The organism is Flavobacterium sp. N2820 (assembly GCF_025947285.1).
GTDB lineage: Bacteria > Bacteroidota > Bacteroidia > Flavobacteriales > Flavobacteriaceae > Flavobacterium.
The window spans coordinates 922,815-944,447 of the sequence record NZ_CP110008.1 but is presented as its reverse complement, the minus strand read 5'-3'; the positions used below and the strand labels follow the sequence as shown (position 1 = coordinate 944,447).

General features: G+C 31.5%; 15 protein-coding genes. 11 read left to right on the top strand and 4 right to left on the bottom strand.

Annotated elements, in window-relative coordinates; all coding sequences use genetic code 11:
- The first annotated feature begins 85 nt into the window (after positions 1 to 85).
- Positions 86 to 2,584, top strand: coding sequence for a T9SS type A sorting domain-containing protein (locus OLM52_RS04405; protein WP_264549931.1), 2,499 nt, complete (start codon positions 86 to 88; stop codon positions 2,582 to 2,584).
- A gap of 137 nt (positions 2,585 to 2,721) precedes the next feature.
- Here the strand turns inward: OLM52_RS04405 and pheT are convergent, their stop codons facing one another.
- Complete coding sequence (gene pheT, locus OLM52_RS04400) at positions 2,722 to 5,151, bottom strand: phenylalanine--tRNA ligase subunit beta (protein WP_264549930.1); 2,430 nt, start codon at positions 5,149 to 5,151, stop codon at positions 2,722 to 2,724.
- 269 nt (positions 5,152 to 5,420) lie between these two features.
- Between pheT and OLM52_RS04395 the strand changes: the two genes are divergently transcribed.
- Together OLM52_RS04395 and OLM52_RS04390 are read left to right on the top strand one after the other, a co-directional pair.
- Entirely contained in the window at positions 5,421 to 6,926 is a 1,506-nt protein-coding gene (locus OLM52_RS04395; protein WP_264549929.1) for an aldehyde dehydrogenase family protein, read from the top strand.
- A gap of 185 nt (positions 6,927 to 7,111) precedes the next feature.
- A complete protein-coding gene (locus OLM52_RS04390; protein ID WP_264549928.1) occupies positions 7,112 to 7,492 on the top strand; it encodes a DUF779 domain-containing protein in 381 nt (126 codons plus the stop codon).
- 102 nt (positions 7,493 to 7,594) lie between these two features.
- On the opposite strand, the gene OLM52_RS04385 is transcribed toward OLM52_RS04390, so the two are convergent.
- From OLM52_RS04385 to OLM52_RS04375, 3 genes are all read right to left on the bottom strand, one after another.
- Positions 7,595 to 8,518, bottom strand: a complete 924-nt coding sequence (locus tag OLM52_RS04385) for an AraC family transcriptional regulator (RefSeq protein ID WP_264549927.1) — start codon at positions 8,516 to 8,518, stop codon at positions 7,595 to 7,597.
- A gap of 63 nt (positions 8,519 to 8,581) precedes the next feature.
- The gene (locus OLM52_RS04380) at positions 8,582 to 9,595 is read right to left on the bottom strand and encodes a proline iminopeptidase-family hydrolase (protein ID WP_264549926.1); all 1,014 of its coding nucleotides are present in this window, start codon (positions 9,593 to 9,595) and stop codon (positions 8,582 to 8,584) included.
- Positions 9,596 to 9,601: 6 nt separating this feature from the next.
- Complete coding sequence (locus OLM52_RS04375) at positions 9,602 to 10,021, bottom strand: hypothetical protein (protein WP_264549925.1); 420 nt, start codon at positions 10,019 to 10,021, stop codon at positions 9,602 to 9,604.
- A 411-nt stretch (positions 10,022 to 10,432) separates the two neighbouring features.
- On the opposite strand from OLM52_RS04375, the gene OLM52_RS04370 reads away from it, so the two are divergent.
- From OLM52_RS04370 to OLM52_RS04335, 8 genes are all read left to right on the top strand, one after another.
- Positions 10,433 to 10,621: a hypothetical protein gene (locus tag OLM52_RS04370; protein ID WP_264549924.1), complete on the top strand. Its 189-nt coding sequence runs from the start codon at positions 10,433 to 10,435 to the stop codon at positions 10,619 to 10,621.
- 11 nt (positions 10,622 to 10,632) lie between these two features.
- Complete coding sequence (locus OLM52_RS04365; protein WP_264549923.1) at positions 10,633 to 11,325, top strand: hypothetical protein; 693 nt, start codon at positions 10,633 to 10,635, stop codon at positions 11,323 to 11,325.
- A gap of 144 nt (positions 11,326 to 11,469) precedes the next feature.
- A complete protein-coding gene (locus OLM52_RS04360) occupies positions 11,470 to 12,294 on the top strand; it encodes a DUF4328 domain-containing protein (RefSeq protein ID WP_264549922.1) in 825 nt (274 codons plus the stop codon).
- 276 nt (positions 12,295 to 12,570) lie between these two features.
- The gene (locus OLM52_RS04355; protein ID WP_264549921.1) at positions 12,571 to 15,303 is read left to right on the top strand and encodes a class I SAM-dependent DNA methyltransferase; all 2,733 of its coding nucleotides are present in this window, start codon (positions 12,571 to 12,573) and stop codon (positions 15,301 to 15,303) included.
- Positions 15,304 to 15,448: 145 nt separating this feature from the next.
- A complete protein-coding gene (locus tag OLM52_RS04350; protein WP_264549920.1) occupies positions 15,449 to 19,174 on the top strand; it encodes a hypothetical protein in 3,726 nt (1,241 codons plus the stop codon).
- Positions 19,175 to 19,276: 102 nt separating this feature from the next.
- Complete coding sequence (locus OLM52_RS04345; RefSeq protein ID WP_264549919.1) at positions 19,277 to 19,951, top strand: DUF4339 domain-containing protein; 675 nt, start codon at positions 19,277 to 19,279, stop codon at positions 19,949 to 19,951.
- 33 nt (positions 19,952 to 19,984) lie between these two features.
- A complete protein-coding gene (locus OLM52_RS04340; RefSeq protein WP_264549918.1) occupies positions 19,985 to 20,704 on the top strand; it encodes a DUF4339 domain-containing protein in 720 nt (239 codons plus the stop codon).
- Between the two features lie 166 nt (positions 20,705 to 20,870).
- Positions 20,871 to 21,572 (top strand): fibrobacter succinogenes major paralogous domain-containing protein, encoded by a 702-nt coding sequence (locus tag OLM52_RS04335; protein WP_264549917.1) that lies wholly within the window; start codon positions 20,871 to 20,873, stop codon positions 21,570 to 21,572.
- The last annotated feature ends 61 nt before the right edge of the window (positions 21,573 to 21,633 follow it).

The following is a 21,633-nucleotide window of genomic DNA, read 5'->3' as shown; positions in this document are numbered from 1 at the left end:
AGGAAATTTTGTAATCTAATAATTTTTAGATGATGCTTTGATATTTAAGGATTTATCTTACTTTTACTTTTTTAATTTCTTACAAATGAAAAAACTTTACTTTTTATTCTTTTTGACGATTGGTTTTTTAGGGAATGCGCAGATTGTGAATATACCAGATGCGAATTTTAAAGCGATGTTGTTGAGTGCTAACCCAAGTAATTTTATTGCATCAACTGAACTTCCTACATATCTTTCAAGCAATGATTTATGGACAGTTTCTAATTATCATGTAATTGATACAAATGGGGATGGTGAAATACAAGTAATTGAAGCTCAGTCAATAAAATATTTAACTATAGCAGGAGATACTACAATTTCTGATTTAACAGGAATTCAAGCATTTATTAATTTACATTCATTAATATTTGAGAGTAATCAATTAACTAGTTTAAATGTTTCAGGATTAACTAATTTAGAATGGTTAAGATGTCAAAGTAATTATCAATTAACTAATTTAAATGTTTTTGGTTGTTTAAATTTAAAAAAATTGGAATGTGGTTCTAATCAACTTTATAGTTTAGATATTTCTGGACTATCAAATTTATTATATTTAAGTTGTAGCTTAAATCAAATAAATAGTTTAGACGTTACAAGCGCAATTAATCTTAAAACTTTATTATGTACATATAACAATTTAACGAGCTTAAATGTAAGTGGTTTAACAAATTTAAATCTAATAGACTGTCAAAATAATCAATTGGTAAATTTAGGTCTAAGTAATAATGTTAGTTTACAATATTTTGCCTGTACTAGCAATCAATTAACCAATTTAGATGTTTCGGGTTTAACGAATTTGCAATTTTTGGGTTGTTCTAATAATCAATTACTAAGTTTAGATGTTTCTGGCTTGACAAATTTAACAGAAATAAGTTGTAATAATAATCTATTACCTATAATTGATTTTTCAGGATTATCTAATTTAAATAAATTGAGTTGTAAAAATAATCAGCTTACTAGTATAGATGTTTCTGGATTAAATAACTTAAGTTGGTTAAGATGTGATTATAATCAACTAGAAACTCTGTTAATTAAAAACACAAATTTAAATTGGTCTTTTTCCGGTTTTTATAATAACCCAACTATTGAATATGTATGTGCTGATTTTGAAGATTTTGATATAGTACAGCAACAAATTAATAATTACGGTTATAATACTACTTGTCATGTAAATTCTTATTGTTCATTCACTCCAGGAGGAACTTATTATGAAATTTCAGGAAACACAAAATTTGATTCAAACAGCAATGGATGTGATATTTCAGATCTAAATTATTCCAATTTAAATTTTTCAATAACTGACGGAACCTATTCAAGTTCTTTAATTTCAAATTCATCTGGAAATTATTACATACCAGTTTCAGCAGGAAATTACACCATAACTCCAAACCTTGAAAACCCAAGTTATTTCAATATTTCGCCAACTAATTTCACAGTAGATTTTCCAACACAAGTCAGTCCATTTAATCAAGATTTTTGTGTAACGGCTAATGGTGTTCATAGCGATGTTGAAATTGTTTTAGTTCCAACGACTCCAGCTCGTCCTGGTTTTGATGCGGATTATAAATTAGTTTATCGAAATAAAGGAAATCAAGTAGAAAATGGAACTATATCCTTAACTTTTGACGATGCAAGATTGGATTATGTTGCTGCAAATCCGGTTTATGATAGCTCAGTTCTAAATAATTTCACTTGGAATTATACTAATTTGCAACCTTTTGAAACTAGAGAAATTGAAATTGTTTTCAACGTAAACTCTCCAATGGAAACTCCAGCGGTTAATATTGGAGATCAAATAGATTTTCTTGCTCAAATTACTCCTTTTACAAATGATGAAGTGCAATCTGATAATATTTCTGCTTTAAAACAAACAGTTGTTGGTTCATACGATCCAAACGATAAAACGTGTTTACAAGGCGAAACTATTCCTCCAAGTGAAGTGGGTAAATACGTGCATTATGTTATTCGTTTTGAAAACACGGGTACTTTCCCTGCTGAAAACATTGTGGTAAAAGACCTGATTGATTTGGCTAAGTATGATATTGCAACGTTGGTTCCATTAAATAGTAGCCACGATTTTTATACCAGAATCAATGGAAACAAAGTAGAGTTCATTTTTGAAAATATCAATTTAGATTTCAATGATGCAACTAACGATGGTTATGTTGCGTTTAAAATTAAAACCAAGCCTACTTTGGTTGTTGGAAATACGTTCAGCAACAATGCCAATATCTATTTTGATTATAATTTTCCAATTACAACCAATACGTATACCACAACTGTTGTTGCTTTAAGTACACAAGACTTTGATTTTGGAACTTATTTTACCTTGTATCCAAATCCGGCTAAGGATGTTTTGAACATTCAAACCAAACAAGATTTACAAGTAAATTCTATTGAAATCTACAATCAATTAGGGCAAATTGTTTTGGCAGTAACCAATGCGGTTAACTCAATTGATGTGGCTGATTTAGCTTCAGGTACTTATTTTGTAAAAGTAAATACCGAAAAGGGTAGTGCAAATAGTAAATTTGTGAAGGAATAAGGTATTAAATTTTAGAAAAAAAACTCCCAATTTTGTTAGAAATTGGGAGTTTTTTTATTTAGATGCTGAAACAAGTTCAGCATGACAGTAGATAGCTTAAAAACTGACCACTGCGACTAACCACTGAACACTGACCACTATCTCAAACTCGCACCTAACTGACTTTCAAAATTACTTTGTAACTTACTCATAATTTTATCAATTTGAGTGTCGGTTAGTGTTTTTGAATCGTCTTGTAAAATGAAACTTACAGCGTATGATTTTTTACCTTCTGGTAAGTTATTTCCTTGGTATACATCGAATAAATTTACATCTTTTAATAAACCTTTTTCGGTTTGTTTTGCGATGTTGAAGATTTGCTCAAACTGTACATTTTCGTCAACTAACAACGCAAAATCACGTCTTACTTCTGGGTATTTTGGAATATCGGTAAATTTGATTTTGTTGGTTACGTATTTTTGGATTTTTCCCCAATTAAAATCGGCATATAACACTTCTTGTTTGATGTCAAAATGTTTTAAAATTGATTTTTTTACTGAACCAAATTCCACAATGATTTCTTTTCCGATTGCCAAAGCTAATCCTTCTGCAAAAACATCATTTTCAAAAGGTAAGGACGTCACTTTTTTATCTAATCCTAAACGTGTTAAAATCGTTAAAACATATCCTTTGAACAAGAAGAAATCTGATTTTTCTTGCGGTTTTATCCAAGTTTCGTTGCTTCTGTTTCCAGTAACGGTTAAAGTCAAATGCTTTTCTTCGTCATATGAAGCAGGTAATTTGTGATATGTTTTACCAAATTCAAAAAACTTTAAATCACTTCTTTTACGATTGATATTGAACGATACTGCTTCTAATGCTGAAAACAATAACGATTGACGCATCGCTGATAAATCATTACTCAAAGGATTCAACATAACTACATTGAATTCTTCTTTTAAATTATCAGAAAGTTTTACATAATCGGGTGTAGTCAATGAATTGGCCATCATTTCGTTGAACCCTAAGGAACACAATTGATTAGCAATTATATTTTGAACATTGTATTCTTCTGTACGTAATGAATTTGAAATGGTTGCATTTAGCTTCGCTGGAATTTTTACATTGTTGTAGCCATAAACGCGAAGAATTTCTTCAATAACATCAATTTCACGTGTAACATCAACACGGTAAGAAGGAATGATTAAGCCCAAACCAGCATCAGAAATCGAGTTGACTTTTATGTCTAAAGAAGCTAATATTTTTTTGATGGTTTCTGGTTTAATTTCTTCACCAATAATTCTATTGACTTTATTGAAATGAATGAAAACACTAAAATCTTCAATCTTTTTTGGATAAATATCTACAATGTCAGAAGTAATTTCACCTCCAGCTACTTCCTGAATCAATAAAGCAGCACGTTTTAACGCATATTCTGTAATCGTTGGGTCAATTCCTCTTTCAAAGCGGAACGAAGCATCCGTGCTCAGCGTATGTCTTTTAGCCGTTTTTCGAACAGCAACCGGATTAAAGTAGGCGCTTTCTAAGAAAATTGCTTGAGTGCTTTCTGAAACTCCTGAAGTTTTTCCACCAAAAACACCTGCGATGCACATGGGTCCACTTTCGTCACAAATCATTAAATCTTCTTCGTGAAGTGTGCGTTCCACATCGTCTAAAGTGGTGAATTTTGTTCCAGCAGCAACTGTTTTTACAATTACTTTATTTCCTTTAATTTGTGAGGCATCAAAAGCGTGTAGTGGTTGCCCTAATTCGTGTAAAACATAATTTGTAACATCTACCACATTGTTTTTTGGGGTTAAACCGATTGATTTTAATCGATTTTGTAACCAACTTGGTGAAGGTTTTACCGTAATTCCTGAAATGGTTACCCCACAATATCTTGGAGCTAATTTGTCGTTTTCAACTTTAACATCAATTTTTAAGGTACGTTTTTCTACTTTGAATTTACTTACCGACGGCGTCATTAATTCAGAGGTAGTTCCTTTTTGCGATAAACCCGCACGCAAATCACGTGCAACACCCATGTGTGACATAGCATCAGCACGGTTTGGTGTTAAACCAATTTCAAATACTTCATCACATTCTATATTGAATACTTTTGAAGCAGGTGTTCCGGTTTTTAATTCTTCGGCTAAAATCATGATTCCGTCGTGACTTTCACCTAAGCCTAATTCGTCTTCAGCGCAAATCATTCCGTGGCTTTCTTGACCGCGAATTTTACCTTTTTTGATTTCGAATGCGTTACCTTCTTTATCGTATAATTTGGTTCCAATTGTTGCCACAGGTACTTTTTGTCCCGCAGCTACATTTGGAGCACCACACACAATTTGAACCGGCGCGTTTCCGTCGCCTAAATCAACAGTAGTGATTTTTAATTTATCAGCATCTGGATGTTTTTCACAGGTAAGTACATGACCTACAACAACACCTTGCAATCCACCTTTAAGACTTTCAAATGGGTCAACGCCTTCTACTTCTAAGCCTAAGTCGGTTAGAATATCAGCAATTTCCTCAGATTTTAATTCCGTTTTAATAAATTGTTTTAACCAATTGTAAGATATACGCATTTTTGTATCGAATTTTAAAGGGCAAAGATACTTTTTAAAATTAGAAATTAGAAATTAGAAATTAGATTTTTTGAACAGCTTTTTGGTGATAAGTATAAATTGTTTTAATTATCATTTTGATAAATTATAGCATTGAAATTTAAATTATGTATAATTTTTTAGTGTTAAATTTTAGTGAATAGCAGTTTTGTGCTATTAAATGAATTAATTGTGCTATTCTAAGCGCGTAATTGAAGTTAATTTTGATAAACAAACCTAAAATCAAAATTATGAGTAATTTAATTCAAAGACCTCAATTAAAAGAAAAGTACGATAACTACATCAACGGAAAATGGACAGCGCCTTCAACAGGACAATATTTTGAAGTGCTTTCTCCTGTAGATGGAAAATTAATGGCTAAAGCCGCACATTCTGCTAAAATGGATGTTGAAATGGCTGTAAATGCTGCCGATGAAGCGTTTAAAACATATAGCCAAACTTCGGCTACTGAGCGAAGTATTATGTTGAACAAAATAGCAGACCGAATTGAAGCTAATTTAGATTTCATTGCAGCTGTGGAAACCTTAGACAATGGTAAAGCAATTCGTGAAACGATGGCTGCGGATATTCCGTTAGCTATTGACCATTTTAGATATTTTGCTAGTGTAATTCGTGCTGAAGAAGGTTCGATAACCGAATTGGATAAAGATACTGTTTCAATTATTGTGCATGAGCCAATTGGAGTTGTGGCACAAATTATTCCTTGGAACTTTCCTATTTTAATGGCCGTTTGGAAACTAGCACCTGCTTTAGCAGCCGGAAACTGTGTGGTGTTGAAACCAGCAGAAAGTACGCCAATTTCAATTATGGTTTTAATGGAAATTATTGGCGATTTAGTTCCAGCGGGTGTAATCAATGTAATTAATGGTTTTGGAGCTGAGCTTGGAAGAACTTTAGTAACCAATCCAAAAGTCAATAAAGCAGCCTTTACGGGGTCAACTGCTACGGGAAGAATGGTAATGCAATATGCTACTGAAAATATTATTCCTGTAACCTTAGAACTAGGAGGAAAATCACCAAATATTTTCTTCCCATCGGTTATGGATGCTGATGATGCCTTTTTAGATAAAGCGTTAGAAGGCGTAGCACTTTTTGCTTTAAACCAAGGCGAAGTGTGTACGTGTCCATCGCGATTATTGATTCACGAATCGATTTATGACCAATTTATTGAAAGAGTATTGGAACGTGTAAAAGCGATTAAAATGGGTAATCCATTAGATCCTACTGTAATGATGGGTGCTCAAGCTTCTCAAATTCAAAAGGACAAAATTCTTTCGTATATTAATTTAGGGAAAGAAGAAGGAGCTGAATTATTATGCGGTGGCGATGTAAATCATTTAGGTGGTGATTTAGAAGGAGGATATTACATTCAGCCAACACTATTTAAAGGGCACAACAAAATGCGTATTTTCCAAGAAGAAATTTTCGGACCTGTATTAGCAGTAACAACTTTTAAAACTACGGAAGAAGCTTTAGAAATAGCTAACGATACGATGTATGGATTAGGAGCAGGCGTTTGGACACGTGATGCACATGAATTATATCAAGTACCAAGAGCCATTCAAGCAGGACGTGTTTGGGTCAATCAATACCATGCTTATCCAGCAGGAGCGCCATTTGGAGGGTATAAACAATCGGGAATTGGAAGAGAAAACCACAAAATGATGTTAGATCATTACCGTCAAACGAAGAACATGTTGATTTCTTACAACAAAAACAAATTAGGTTTCTTTTAGTAAATGATAAACGAACCCAGTGTGATGCTGGGTTTGTTTTTTTATATACAATTAGAGTTTTTGTGAACTTAATTATTTTAAAACATATAAGTCATTTAAGCTTATAGTAAGTTTTATACAATTATTTTCAAGCGCATTTAAGAAGTATGTTACGAGGATAAAACTTATATGTTTAAATTTAAGATATGGAAAAAATAAAACGATTAGAAGCGACTAAAAAAGCATTAGATTTAATAGACCAGTTATCTGAAAAATTTGGTGATTTAATGTTCTATCAAGCGGGTGGCTGTTGCGAAGGAACGCAACCGCAATGTTTTGAAAAAGGCGGATTTTATCTAAGACTTGGTGATGTTTGTATTGGAACTCTTCAAGGATTTGAATTTTGGGTGGACAAAGATTTGTTCGAATATTGGAAACACGCTCATTTTACCTTAGATGTAGCTGATGGAATAGGAGCAGGCGGTTTTTCATTGGAAACACCTTACGGAAAAACATTTAAAGTAAATTATAGATTGTTTACTGAAGAAGAAGCTGCTAATTTAGAAGCGGTGAGGTTGAATGGGTAGGGAAAAGGGAAAAGGGAAAAGGGAAAAGGGAAAAGGGAAAAGGGAAAAGGGAAAAGGGAAAAGGGATTAGGGATTAGAGATTAGGGATTAGGTTTTTGTTTGTTATCCATTATAATTCATTAACTGGTATTGTTTTGGTGTTACGCCTTCGTATTTTTTGAACAATCTAATGAAGTAATTGCAGTCTTCAAATCCGGTGGCATAGGAAACTTCATTGATTTGAATGGTTGGATTACTCAATAGTTTTTTGGCGTATTTTATCTTTTCATTTAAGATGTATTCAATAGGGCTCATGCCTAATTCTCTTTTGAAATAGCGGTAAAATGAAGTGGTACTCATGCACGCTTTATCGCTTAAATCTTTCAAATTGATGGTTTCTCTGATGTTGTTTTTGATGTATTCAATCGAGGGTGTAATTGGGCTGTTACTATCAATAAATGTTTCACTTTCAAACCGTTTGGTGGTTTGCGTTTGAATGATTCGAATAATTAGTTCCTGTAGCGTTAAATCAGCGAGAACATCTTTGGTTAAAGAACTACCCATGCATTCTTTGATTAATTTATTGATGGTGCCTGCTAATTCTACATTGTTATAAAAGAAATAGTTTTCGTGGTCTAATTTCCACAAATTGCTTTTCCCTTCTTTTGGGTACTTTTCGTTTAAAAAGTCTAAGGTATTTGTAATTATTTGATTATCGATGGCCAAAGCGATACACTGTGTGGGATTCTCTTTTGACGCTTCGGGAAAATCAATTTTCATTTCGGCATTGGAAGGCACAATTACAGTTTCACCCGGCAAGTATTCAAAACTTGGATCTTCAAATAAGTGCATCACTTTTTTACCGCGTAACATGCTGGTAACGACCAAATCATTAAACTTCAAAGGCACTAAATCAGATTTTTGATAGGTTTCAAAAATATTCAATTCGCAATGGTTTAACGAAAAAATAGTACGGTTTTCCACTAAAGTTTTTAACGACTTTTCGTGGGTTAAAGCAGGGGTAAAAAGTAATGCTTTGTTGGCCATTTTAAATTTTGAAATAGAACAGCAAGTTACAAAAAAAAGCAACTACTAAGAGTTGCTTTTGAGTTATTTTTTCAAGAATGAAATCAATCCCGCAAAATAGGTCTTTTGATCATCATAAAAGGCCATGTGACTTCCTTTCGGACAGAATAAATAGGAACCGTTTGGTAAGATTTTCGAGATTTCTTCCATGTGTTTTGGATCCATTGTATCGTGTTTGGCTCCGATTACTAGCGTAGGAATAGTTACCTTTTTTAAATCGGCTTTTCTATCCCAATTTTCTAGTTTCCCAGAAATACCAAATTCACTCGGCCCTTGCATGGTGACATAAAGCGACTGATTCATTTTGGCAAACGAACGATTTACAGGTTCTGGCCAATCTTTTGCTGGAAAGCGAAGAATGTGTTTTTCATAGAAATTTGGCAACAACAATTCCATGTATTTTGGATTCGAAAAGTCGTTGTTGGCTTCCAATTTCATTAGTTCTGCCAACACTTCAGGGTTCATTTGTTTACTTAAAACTTCATTAGCATATTTATCATATTCTGGACAACTAGCCATCATGTTCGAAATGATTAAGCCTTTCATGTTGTTTTGATATTTCATACTGTATTCCATTGCTAAAATACCGCCCCAAGAATGACCTAACAAGTAAAAATTGGTGTTGTCTAATTGCAAGGCTTTACGCACTTGTTCCACTTCTTCGACATATCTTGCTAAATCCCACATGGATGTATCGTTTGGGTTATCTGCATTTCCACATCCTAATTGGTCGTAATAGATGAATTCGATCCCTTCGGCAGGTAAGAAATTCTCAAAACATTCAAAATATTCGTGTGTAGCACCAGGTCCGCCATTTAACAACAATACTTTGATCTTTGGGTTGTTGCCAATGCGTTTTGTCCACACATTAAACGTGCCTTTTGGTGTGGTGATGGGAATGACTTTTATTCCACCATTTTGGATGCTGTCAGCAGATTGTGCAAAATACTCGTTTTGAGTAGTAATGGTTTCTTGTTTACAGCTAGTAAATAAAGCGAGCACTACTAATAGCACTATGGTTTCAAATCGTTTTTTCATGGTTGGTTATTTTATTGGAATTTTAAATGTGTGTACCCAAACGGAATCTTTTTCATCCCTAAAGTTAACAAATAATTTTAAAGTATTGCCTTTGATGTGTTCTCTTTTTGGTTCAATTTCTAAAATACTTTCTTGGTTGTCATTGCTTCTTTGAATAAATCTTAATCCTGGTGCCGAAAAGGATAGTCTCTTTTTTTCAATATGCTCAAGTTGCACTGTAAAGGTTGTTTTTTCATTCCATCTTAAATGGTTTGCCTTGTTTTCCAGTACAAGTGTTATTTTTTTATCTTCTTTTTTAAAAACATAAGGATGCTGTTTAACCGCAGTACAACTAAGTACGAATAATGCCATTATGATGGTGAATTTGTAGCTGTATTGTATGGTGTTCCGCATTTTGTTTTTCTTATTTTGATTGGCGGTTTTCATTTGTTTTGTTTCGTTTTTTACTGGATGTTTGTCTTCTGTATTGTTTAAGGATAAAATATAAAACTAACGGTACCATAAGTGCCAATCCCATTAAAACAGGATAGATGCTGTATGTATTTATTCTACTGTAAACAGTTCTTCCTCCAATACTTAAATACAGTATTCCAAATCCTATTAATGCTAGTGTGGTTGCTATTTTTAAAAATATTTTATGGGTCACGTTGCTGTTTTAATGAGGCTTTTTTATTTTGTTTTCCACCGGTTACATTGCCTTAAATCTCTTTCAAATATAATTAATTTCTTTATAAATTGATGTTTTTGTTTGGATTCAGACTGTTGTTTTTGACTTGTTTGAGGTATCGATGTGTTTTGAAAGGGGTACCACAACCTAACCGTATCTATGGCGTATCTATGAAGTATCCATACCGTATCTATACAGGAACGACTAAATTACGACCACCGATTGGTTTGTATTTTGTTATTAATTTAGTTGATAATTTGTTGTATAAAGTGCTGTTTTTTAAAAAGGTATCGCTTATTTTTGAAAATAAAGGGTACCACAACTACGAACCAAATACGAACCAAACCCAAACCAATTAGGAAGCAAACGTATGGCAAAGATAAAAGTCTATTCTGGAAAATACCCCAAGCGCATTGGCGATTATATTGTGTATCCATTGGGTGACGAATTGATTGTGCGGCAAAAATCGGGTTTTACTACTAAAGGATTGTTGACTAGTCCTAAGTATGCTTTGTGTAGGCAAAATGCTAGTGAGTTTGGATTGGTTTCTACCACCTGTAAAGCCATTCGGGGGGTGTTGACCGATTTTTTGACCAAGCACAATAATTTATTGGTAGTAAATGCGTTGACCAAAAAAATGCGCAGTTTGTTGGTTTATGATGAGACGCATCCACGTGGTGCTCGTTTGTTGCAAACGGCTTTCGCTTCAAATGCGGCACAACAAGCGATTTTGGGCTATTTTTTTAATCCTGATTGTCGATTAACGGTTACGGTTGTTGCGGGTAATGTTTCGATTTCGGTACCAGAAGATTTGCTAAATGCAACCGGTATTTATTTGGGTTGTAGTGTACTGTATCTTTTTTTTGATTTTGAAACTTTAACGGGACATTTGGAGACTTCCACTTGGCAGATGGAAAAGTTGCATCCTGCAATTTCTTTTGGTGTACCTGATGCAATTCCGGATGGTTGTTGGCTGCGCTTGGTGGCTATCTCTTTTTTTTCGGAAACTGATGGGGAATGGCTGCCGATTTTACCTGAGGAGAAAGGATTGGTGGTTCTTTAGGATGTTGCGTTGAAAGCGTTGCATGATCCCCTGTTGGCTTCACTTTATTGCGTAGTTCAATGTTGGGGATAAAATTACTCTTGGCGTTGTGTGCGTGTTGTTTTTTTGTTATGTTTGGCACTTTATTCTGAAAAAATATAGTGTATGACTGCAGCGCAACTTTTGGTTTGTAAGACTTGTTTGAATCGTAAAAAGGGTGATTTTGAACCCGAGGCCATTTGTAATTTGAGAGGCCATCAATTGGAAGCGGATGCCGATTGCAGGTATTATGCTAAAGATTCTAGTGTGGTTACAGACGTAGCCAAGCAACAACTTTTGATACGTCCTAATGCGGTACGTGCAAAAAATGCACAATTTATGCTCATAGTAATTATGGTATTGGATATTGTTTCTGGTTTTTCGTCTTATTTGCAATTGGACTTACTTTATGACTTGAAGGCGGGTATTTTTGCTACGGATGAAGTGCTTTCGGCAAATGATTTGCGTGAACAAATTATAGCGGTAATTTACCTCATTGCGATGGTGATTTGTGCAGTGTTTTTTATTCAATGGTTTAGGCGTGCTTATTATAATTTACAAGTGCGCACGGGTACCTGTGAACACAGTGATGGATGGGCAGCGGGGAGTTGGTTTGTGCCTATTATTTCGTTGTTTAGACCTTATCATATTATGAAGGAATTGGATGAAAAAATGAGTCGATTGATTGGTACGGCCACAGGCAAAGTTGTTGCCCTGGAGACTACTTTGATTGGTTTTTGGTGGGCCTTGTGGATTTTGAGTAATTATGTGGGCAATTATCTAATTAAAATGGCTTTTAAAGACGAGACTTTAGACAATTATATTTCTGCCACCCAATTAGAAATGTTGAATTCTGCCTTGGGTATTCCTTTAGCATTCTTGGCGGTTTATGTGGTTAAAAGTGTTGCTGCAAAAGAAGCAAGATTAGTTGCATTGGATCAACACTCTTAATCGCGGAACACTTTATAGTATGATTTAGAAGCCAATTTTAATAGTTGGCTTTTTTGTTGTATTTTTTTTACAAAAAGTAGCGTTGCTCGCGCTTTTGTTTTTTTTTAATTCCTTTACGGTTTCCCGTAAAATTTATCAAAACCCTTTATCTACCTTAGCTCCCGAAGGTACCCCCGTAGTTTTACCTGGTTTGAAAATCAGGTATTTTTACGGGTTGTACAGGTGCTTTTTTTTCGTTATGTTTGGGAATTATACTACAATTAAAACAAAACACAAATGGCGTTAAGCTGGAATGAGATAAAAGATAGAGCAGTTAAATTTTCCAAAGAATGGAAAGATACCACTAATGAAGAAGCTGATGCAAAACCATTTTTAGATGCTTTTTTTGATGTCTTTGGAATCACTCGTAAGAAGATTGGAACGTTTGAACACCGAGTAAAAAAACTATCGGATGCCGATGGGTATATCGACTTGCTTTGGAAAGGAACTATTTTAGTTGAAATGAAAAGTCGTGGTAAAAACCTTGACAAAGCATTTCAACAAGCGATTGATTATACGCATGGTTTAAAACAAAATGAACTCCCAAAATACGTTTTGGTATGTGATTTCCATATATTCAGATTATACGATACCGAAGAACAAACGACTTTATCCTTTACTTTAGACGAATTAGTACTAAATGTGCAAAGCTTCGGCTATCTTTTAGGCTATCAAAAGAAAACATATAAGGAACAAGACCCTGCCAACATCAAAGCAGCGGAATTAATGGGGAAATTGCACGACCGATTAGAAGAAATTGGGTATGAAGGACATCCGTTAGAAGTATATTTAGTTCGAATTTTATTCTGTTTGTTTGCGGAAGACACTACTATTTTTGATAAACAACAATTTCAAGATTACATAGAACATAGAACCGCTGAAGATGGAAGTGATTTAGCTTCCAAAATTCAAGAATTGTTCCAGGTGTTAAATACTGCTAAAGACAAACGATTCAAAAACTTGGACGAGCAATTAAACGACTTTCCGTATGTGAATGGAAAACTGTTTGAAGAAATTTTGCCTATGGCAAGTTTTGATAGTAAAATGCGCCAAGCTTTATTAGATTGTTGTTACATCGATTGGAGTAAAATTTCTCCGGCTATTTTTGGTTCCATGTTTCAAAGTGTAATGAATCCAAAAGAACGAAGAAACTTAGGAGCACATTACACCAGTGAAAGCAATATCTTAAAATTAATAAAGCCATTATTTTTAGATGAATTGTGGGCGGAATTTGAAAGCATCAAAGGAAACAAAAACAAATTACCTGAGTTCCATAAAAAAATTAGCCAACTCAAATTCTTAGACCCTGCTTGTGGTTGCGGTAACTTCTTAGTAATTACTTATCGTGAATTACGTTTGTTGGAATTAGAGATTTTAAGAGCACAATATAAAAACCAATATGTAACTGAAATAGAAAGTATTATTTGGCTGAACGTCGATATGATGTACGGCATTGAATACGAAGAATTTCCAGCACGTATTGCCGAAGTAGCCATGTGGTTAATTGACCACCAAATGAACATGCAAATTAGTAATGAATTTGGACAATACTTTGCACGTTTGCCATTAAAAAAATCGGCAAAAATTGTGCATGGTGACGCTTTGGAAGTAAACTGGGAAGATGTTGTAGCTAAAAATCAACTTTCATACATTATTGGAAATCCACCATTCATTGGTTCAAAAATTATGAGCCAATTCCAAAGAAATCAAATTATTAAAGAGTTTGATAACAGTAAAGGTTGTGGAGTTTTAGATTATGTTTCGGGATGGTATTTAAAAGCTGCTAAATACATTCAAAATACAAAAATAAAAACAGCGTTTGTTTCTACTAATTCGATTGTTCAAGGTGAACAAACTAGTATTTTATGGGGACAGATGTTAATTAAATATGGAATTAAAATTCACTTTGCACATCGAACTTTTAAATGGAGCAATGAAGCAAAAGGTAATGCAGCAGTATATTGTGTTATTGTTGGTTTCGCAAATTATGATTCAATAAATAAAAGAATATTTGAATACGAAGATATAAAAGGCGAAGCTCATGAAATAAAAGCAAAAAACATTAATCAATATTTAGTCGATGCTAAAGATGTTTTAATTGAAAAGAGAACAACTCCAATTTGTTCTGTTCCAAACATAAAGTTTGGAAATCAACCTATTGATGGAGGATTTTTGTTACTTACTGAAGAAGAAAGAAATATAGCAAAAAAACAAGACTTAAATATTTCTAAATACATTAGAAAATATGTAGGAAGTATAGAGTTTATAAATAATATACCAAGATATTGTCTTTGGCTAAAAGATGCAGAGCCTAACGACTTACGAAAATCAGATTTCATTTCTGAAAGATTAAAAAGTGTAAAAAAATTTAGAGAAAGCAGCACAAGAAAGGAAACAAGAGAATTGGCAAACAGACCCTCTCAATTCGCATTTGTTTCACATAATGAAAGTGAATATATTATTATTCCAAGTGTTTCTTCTGAAAGGAGAAAATATATCCCAATTGGGTTTATGCCTTCAAATATTATTGCTAGTAATTTATGTTTAATTATTCCAAATGCAAAATTGTTCCATTTTGGATTATTAACTTCAGAAATGCATATGACTTGGGTTCGTAATTTATGTGGTAGATTAAAGAGCGATTATAGGTATTCAAATTCTATAGTTTACAACAACTATCCTTGGCCAGAAAATCCATCTGAAAAACAAATAAAAACTATTGAGGAAAAAGCACAAAATGTTTTAGATTTAAGAGCTTCTTTTCCTACTAGTTCATTAGCAGATTTATACAATCCGTTAACCATGCCGCCAGCTTTAGTAAAAGCCCACAACGAACTAGATAAAGCCGTTGATGCTGCCTACAGCAAACAAGCCTTCACCAGCGAAGCCAAACGCATGGAGTTTTTATTTGAGTTGTATGAGAAATATACATCTGGGTTGTTTGTGAAGGAGAAGAAAGGGAAGAAATAAAATGTAATTAATAGAATAAAGCAAAAATGCTCAAATTGTTAAAAAAAATAATAAATAGACTAAATGGTTTATAAATTTTATGGTTTGAGTGAAGAGGACATAAGAATTGTAGAGAATAGTTGATTTCTTTTATAAAAATAAAGCTATGACTGAAAAAATAATAATCAAACTGAAGAAATTTAAATCTGATGTATATGATTTCTTAATTGACAATATTATAATATTGAAATTAAATGATTTAGCAAAGAAAAAATCAATTAGCCTTTCCGAAAGGACTATAGAAGGTTTTTCTGCAAAGATTTTGAACGAAGAACAAGATAAACATTCTATTTTACTTAAAGAAGCAATTGGAGATAGTAATATTTTTAATATTGCCTTATCTGGTCCTTATGGTTCAGGGAAAACATCAATTATAAAAACTTTTAAACACATATATCCACTTAGTTATATAGATATATCTTTAGCAACTTTTGATGATAAATTTGTCAAAGATGAAAAAATTACATCAAAATTAGAATATTGTATATTAAAACAACTCTTTTATAAAGTTCATCCTGATAAAGTTCCAGAATCAAGATTTAAAAGAATTGTAAATCATAAGTATATTGCTTTAAACGCATTTTTATTTTTCTGTTGGTTAATTTCAATTTTATATTTTACTAATAATAATATTTTAGATTCTTTAATTTTTGCTTTAGGATTAGATTTTTATTCTTCTTTCTTTAATGGAGTTTATAGTATAGTTTCATTTGCGGGTCTAATCTTTATTGTATATAAAGTATATGATTTTTTCATCAATTTTAAGATGACAAAATTTAAGATTAATGAAGCAGAATTAGAAAGTAAACATGAAAAAGCAACAATAAATTTTGAAAATGAGATTGATGAAATTTTATATTTTTTTGAAAGAAATCCAATTGATGTAGTTTTTTTTGAAGATTTAGATAGATTTAATAATACAGAAATTTATATAAAACTTCGAGAAATTAATTTTCTGATTAATAATTACGAGCCAATTAGAGAAAAAGGTAAAGTGACTTTTGTATATGCCGTAATTGACGATATTTTTACACAAAATGAGCGTACTAAATTCTTCGATTTCATATTACCAGTCGTTCCCATCATAAACTATACAAATTCTGCAATAGAACTTATTAGAAGATTTAATAATGAAATTGAATCAATTGAAAACATAAATGAAAAGAGAGAATTCAAAAATTTTATAGAAAAAGTGTCACTTTATTTAAGTGACATGAGAGTTATAATTTCTATTGCAAATGAATATAAAGTTTATAAAAACATTCTTAATGAAAATGTAGATGAGAAAAAACTATTTGCAATGATGGTATACAAAAACGTAGAACCAACAGAATTTGATTTATTAAATAATCGAAAGGGGTATGTTTACCAATTGTTAAAAAATAAGATTAAACTAATAGACGATACAATAAAAAAAATTGAGCAAGAAATAAACACTTTTGAAGGATTAATTGATTTATTAAACAAAGAAATTTTAACTAATACTAAAGAATTACGAATGCTATATGTAGCAAAGTTTCTTGAAATTGTAAATCAAAGAAATGGTCATGGTGTTATTAATGTAACATTAAACTCAAAAAAAATCAATCCATCTGATTTAGTGCAAGAAGAAAATTTTAAAATTTTCACTAAAAATAATCACATATATTATGATTGGTATAGTTCAAATAGTCATTCAATACAATTATCTTTCAATGAAATTGAAAAGGCTGTTAATCCTTCTATTAATTACTCACAGAGACTTGAAAGAATTACTAACAAAGCTTCAAATAATATTGAAGAACTTAGAATTAAAGTAGAAATAAACCAAAATAAAATCAAGTCAATAAATTCAAAAAAACTATCAGAACTACTTAATGAATTTGAAAGTATAAATTATTTTAAACAGCTACAATTAGATTATGAGAAAACATTAGAGGGTGATGAAAATGAGAATAAGGTAAAGAACTATGATTTAATTAATTTTTTAGTCAAAGTTGGATATATAGATGAAGATTATGAACATTATATTTCAAGACAAGATGGGAATTTATCTAAAGAAGATAGAGATTTCTTATTAAGTTTTAACTCGAAACAGTTACCATTTGATATAAAACTAAATGAGTTTAATAGTATATTGAATAAAATTGATGATGCCTATTTTTACAGACAAGAGATATTAAATTTTTCATTGATGGATTATCTCATTGAGAGTAATAAATCGGTTGAAATAATCAAAATTATGAATGTTTTAAAAAATGAAACGGAGAATTCAATTTTATTTATTGATGAATATTTGCAATACACTAATGATACAAATAAAAATATTTTTATTAGACATGTATCAAATACATGGACTAATATTTTTAATTATTTAGAAAATTCAACAGAATATTCGATTGACAAAAAATCATCATATTTAAGGTTGTTATTTAAAAATATCCCCGTTTCAAAAATTAAGGAATTAAATAAAAACAAATCAATATTTTATTTTTTAAATTATTCTGAATCATTAGCATCAATTTATTTTGAGGATGATAATAAAACTAAAGTAGAACAGTTTCTTAAGGATGAAAAAGTTCAGTTTGATAGACTAATTTTTGACGACAAACATGTTCAATTATTAAAGTTCATCTATGAAAATAATCTTTATGAAATTAATTTCGATATGATTAAATTAATGATTTCTGCTTTCAAAACTAATGATGTTGATTTAAAGGAATTAAATTTAAAAAATTATACATTGATTTCGAATTCTGGCTGTACAAGATTAAATTCTTATATTGATTATGAAATAGAATATTATCTTGAATGTGTATTATTTGAGTTTGAAAATAATTTAAATGAGTCTGAACAAAGTGTTTTAAAAATTTTGAATGAATTAGTTGTTTCTGAGGAATTGGAAATTCAATTAATTGAAAAGAATAATACATTAATCAATAAACTTATACATGTAAAAGAGAAAAATTTATGGCCAATATTTTTTAATAACAATAAATTAATCGTTTCATGGCAAAATATAATTGATTATTTTAAAGAATTTAATGAAATTGACAATGTACTAGTAGAGTATTTAAACCGGAAAGAAATATTTGATATCCTTTCAAAAGAAATAATCGAAGAAGAAGATGATAGAATTAAAACTCAATTTATAACAAAACTAATACATAGCAGTATTGATATTGAAAGCTATAGTTCCCTTGCTACAAAAATACCGTATCATTATAATTTTTCTGAAGTAGAGGGTGTTGAAAAAAACAAAGTTGAAATTTTAATTAAAAACAATGTCATTCCTTTTTCAGTAGAGAACTTTACAGATATTAAAAATATTCATGAACAATTAATTTTAATTTATTCTGAATTGAATAAGGATGATTTTTTTGAGTCAATTGAAGAGTTACCTTTTACAAGTACAATTGTGTTGGATATAATGAATTCAAAGGTTTTTAGTGAAGGAAATAAATTAGATGTCATTAAAACTATAGATGAAAATTTAATTATTGAAGATCGAAATCTACAATCGTTTATTTGTAAATTTCTATTAAACCAAGTAAATATTTCAATAAGTGAAACTTTACTTAATTCTTTACTCTCTTCAAATAATTTAATTAGTACTAAAGTTGCTCTATTTAATAAATACTACACTAAATCTCTACCCTTAGATAAATTGAATGCAAGACTAATTTCTTTGGGAAGTCCATTTATTAATCTAACAGAAAATCTTGAAACAATTGATCTTTTAGATACTGTTGAAAATAATCAATTCTATTTACTCTTATTCAGAAGAATTCTTGGTTCAAAAAAAGAAAAAAATGGTAAATTGAAAATTTGGCAATTAAAAAATAAGAGATAGAAAATATTAATCATGCAAAAATACTCCGTAAGCCAACACTTAATTGAAACGCTTTTAACCTGGGTAAAATCAGGTGAAATTGCCTAAAATAAAAACAAAAAAATGAATAAATATTACTTACATGATGGTACAGACACTATTGGACCATTCTCTATTGAAGAATTAAAACAAAAAAATATTACGCGTACTACGCAAGTATGGTGTGAAGGCATGGAAGATTGGAGAGAAGCTGGAACTGTAGAAGAATTGAAAATGCTGTTTCCAGTTTTGCCACCGCCAATAAAAAAGACCACAACTAAAAATAAAAAACAAGACGTAACTGTTAATATAAAAACGCATTCTTCGTTATATAAAATCTTTAAAATTATTGGGATTGTTTTTTTAATTTTAATTCTATTATCGCTTGTTGTCAATATTTTAGATTCAAAAAAATCTTCAACATCAACTTATCAAGAAAGTGTCATGACTATTCAAGAAATTGAAGCAGCCAGTCCATTGAACTATTTACAAGCAGATGGAACTTACACTAGTAATTTTATAGGTGATAAAGTAAAAATCAACGGCGTTATTACTAATACTGCAACGGTAACCACCTATAAAGATGTAACTGTTAGAGTGAATTTTTATAGTAAGACCAACACGCTAATTGGTTCTGAAGATTATACCCTTTATGAATTTTATCCACCTAATAGCAAACAAGAGTTTAAACTAAAGGTGAAAGCTTACAGCAATGTTAGTACTTTAGGTTGGGATGTTATCAATGCAAGTATAAAATAATCCAAAGGAAGTTTAATAAAAATATAAATAACGATGAAAACCTTTTTCTTATTCATTGACGACGAACAACAAGGACCTTTTAATTTAGAGGAATTAAAATCAAAAAAAATAACACGAACTACTAAAGTTTGGTTTGAAGGATTAGACGATTGGAAAAATGCGGATGAAATAGAGGAATTAAAGTCACTTTTTATTTCAGTTCCACCTCCAATAAAACCAATTTCAACGCCACCACCCATAAAAAAAGTACTTTCTGAAATTGAAGTTGAACAGGAAGACAAGATATTTGGACTTAGAAAAAAAACATTTTTTATATCTGTTGGAATACTTGTTTTGCTACTTTCATTAACATTCAAAATGATGCAAAGCTTTCAAAAAGATGAGATTGAAAGAGAAAATAAAGAAACCGAAATTTATAACGAGCAGTTAAAAATTCAAAACGAAGAGATTTCCAAACAAAAAGAAATAATTGCGGAAAAAGAACGATTAGAACAAGAACGCATCGAGAGAGAACGAGAAAAAGCAAGAAAGAAGAGAATCGATGAAATCGTCAACGAATTGAATATTGCGCACGAAGAACTTAGAAAAGCTAACAAGAAATTAGTCAATGTAACGGAGTTTAAATTTCTAAGAACTGCAAGTGAAAGGGAAAATCAAATTGCTGTAGCAAAAGAAGATATATCAATTTGGGAAAACAACATATATGAATTGGAAAAGGAAATGAAAAGATTAAATCCTGAACAATATAACTAAATCTCAACCTAATGATGATTAGTATATTATATGGGTTATAAATTAGATGTGTTGCGTGAGGAAGAGATGAATATTGTAGAAAATAGTTGATAATAAAAATTATAAGCAATATATGTTGGTTAAACAGTAGTAAAACTAATCTTTTTATGAACTTTCAAAATATGATATGGTAGTAATGAATAAACAAGAATTAATGCAGCATCAAAACAAAACGATATACAAAAAAATCAATGATCAATTGATTTATCTTTTACTCTTCTCATCAATTGGGCTTAATTTTCAAATCTACGCTCAACAGGTTGAAACTGTACAAATAGGAAATCAACATTGGACAACCAAAAATTTAGAGGTAGTAACGTTTAGAAATGGTGATGTTATTCCCGAAGCACAAAGTGATGCTGCTTGGAAAAAAGCCTATCTTGAAAATCAACCCGCTTGGTGTTATCTGTATAGTGATGCTAGCAATGGTGAAAAATATGGTAAATTGTATAATTGGTTTGCGGTTACTGATCAACGGGGCCTTGCTCCTGAAGGTTTTCACATCCCCAGCAAAGACGAGTGGGCAAGTTTAGTAGAATTTTTGGGAGGTCAACCATTAGCGGGAAGAAAGTTAAAATGCGAAAAAGGTTGGCCTAATGAAGGAAACGGCACTAATGAAGTGGGTTTTTGTGGTCTTCCAGGCGGTATGCGTCATCATTCTGGGTATTTTACTCCAATTACACGATATGGTCATTGGTGGACTACAACACATCTTGAGCCCTTTTATGCATGGCAATATTATCTATTATCAACTGGTGATGATATTGGATGGTACAGCATTGGTTTTGATAAAGGGACAGGTTTGTCGGTTCGTTGTATTCGGGATTAGTTTTTCTTACAAAAAGAAGTAGTAAAACCCCGCTCGTATTCGAATCCTTTGCGTTCGTTTG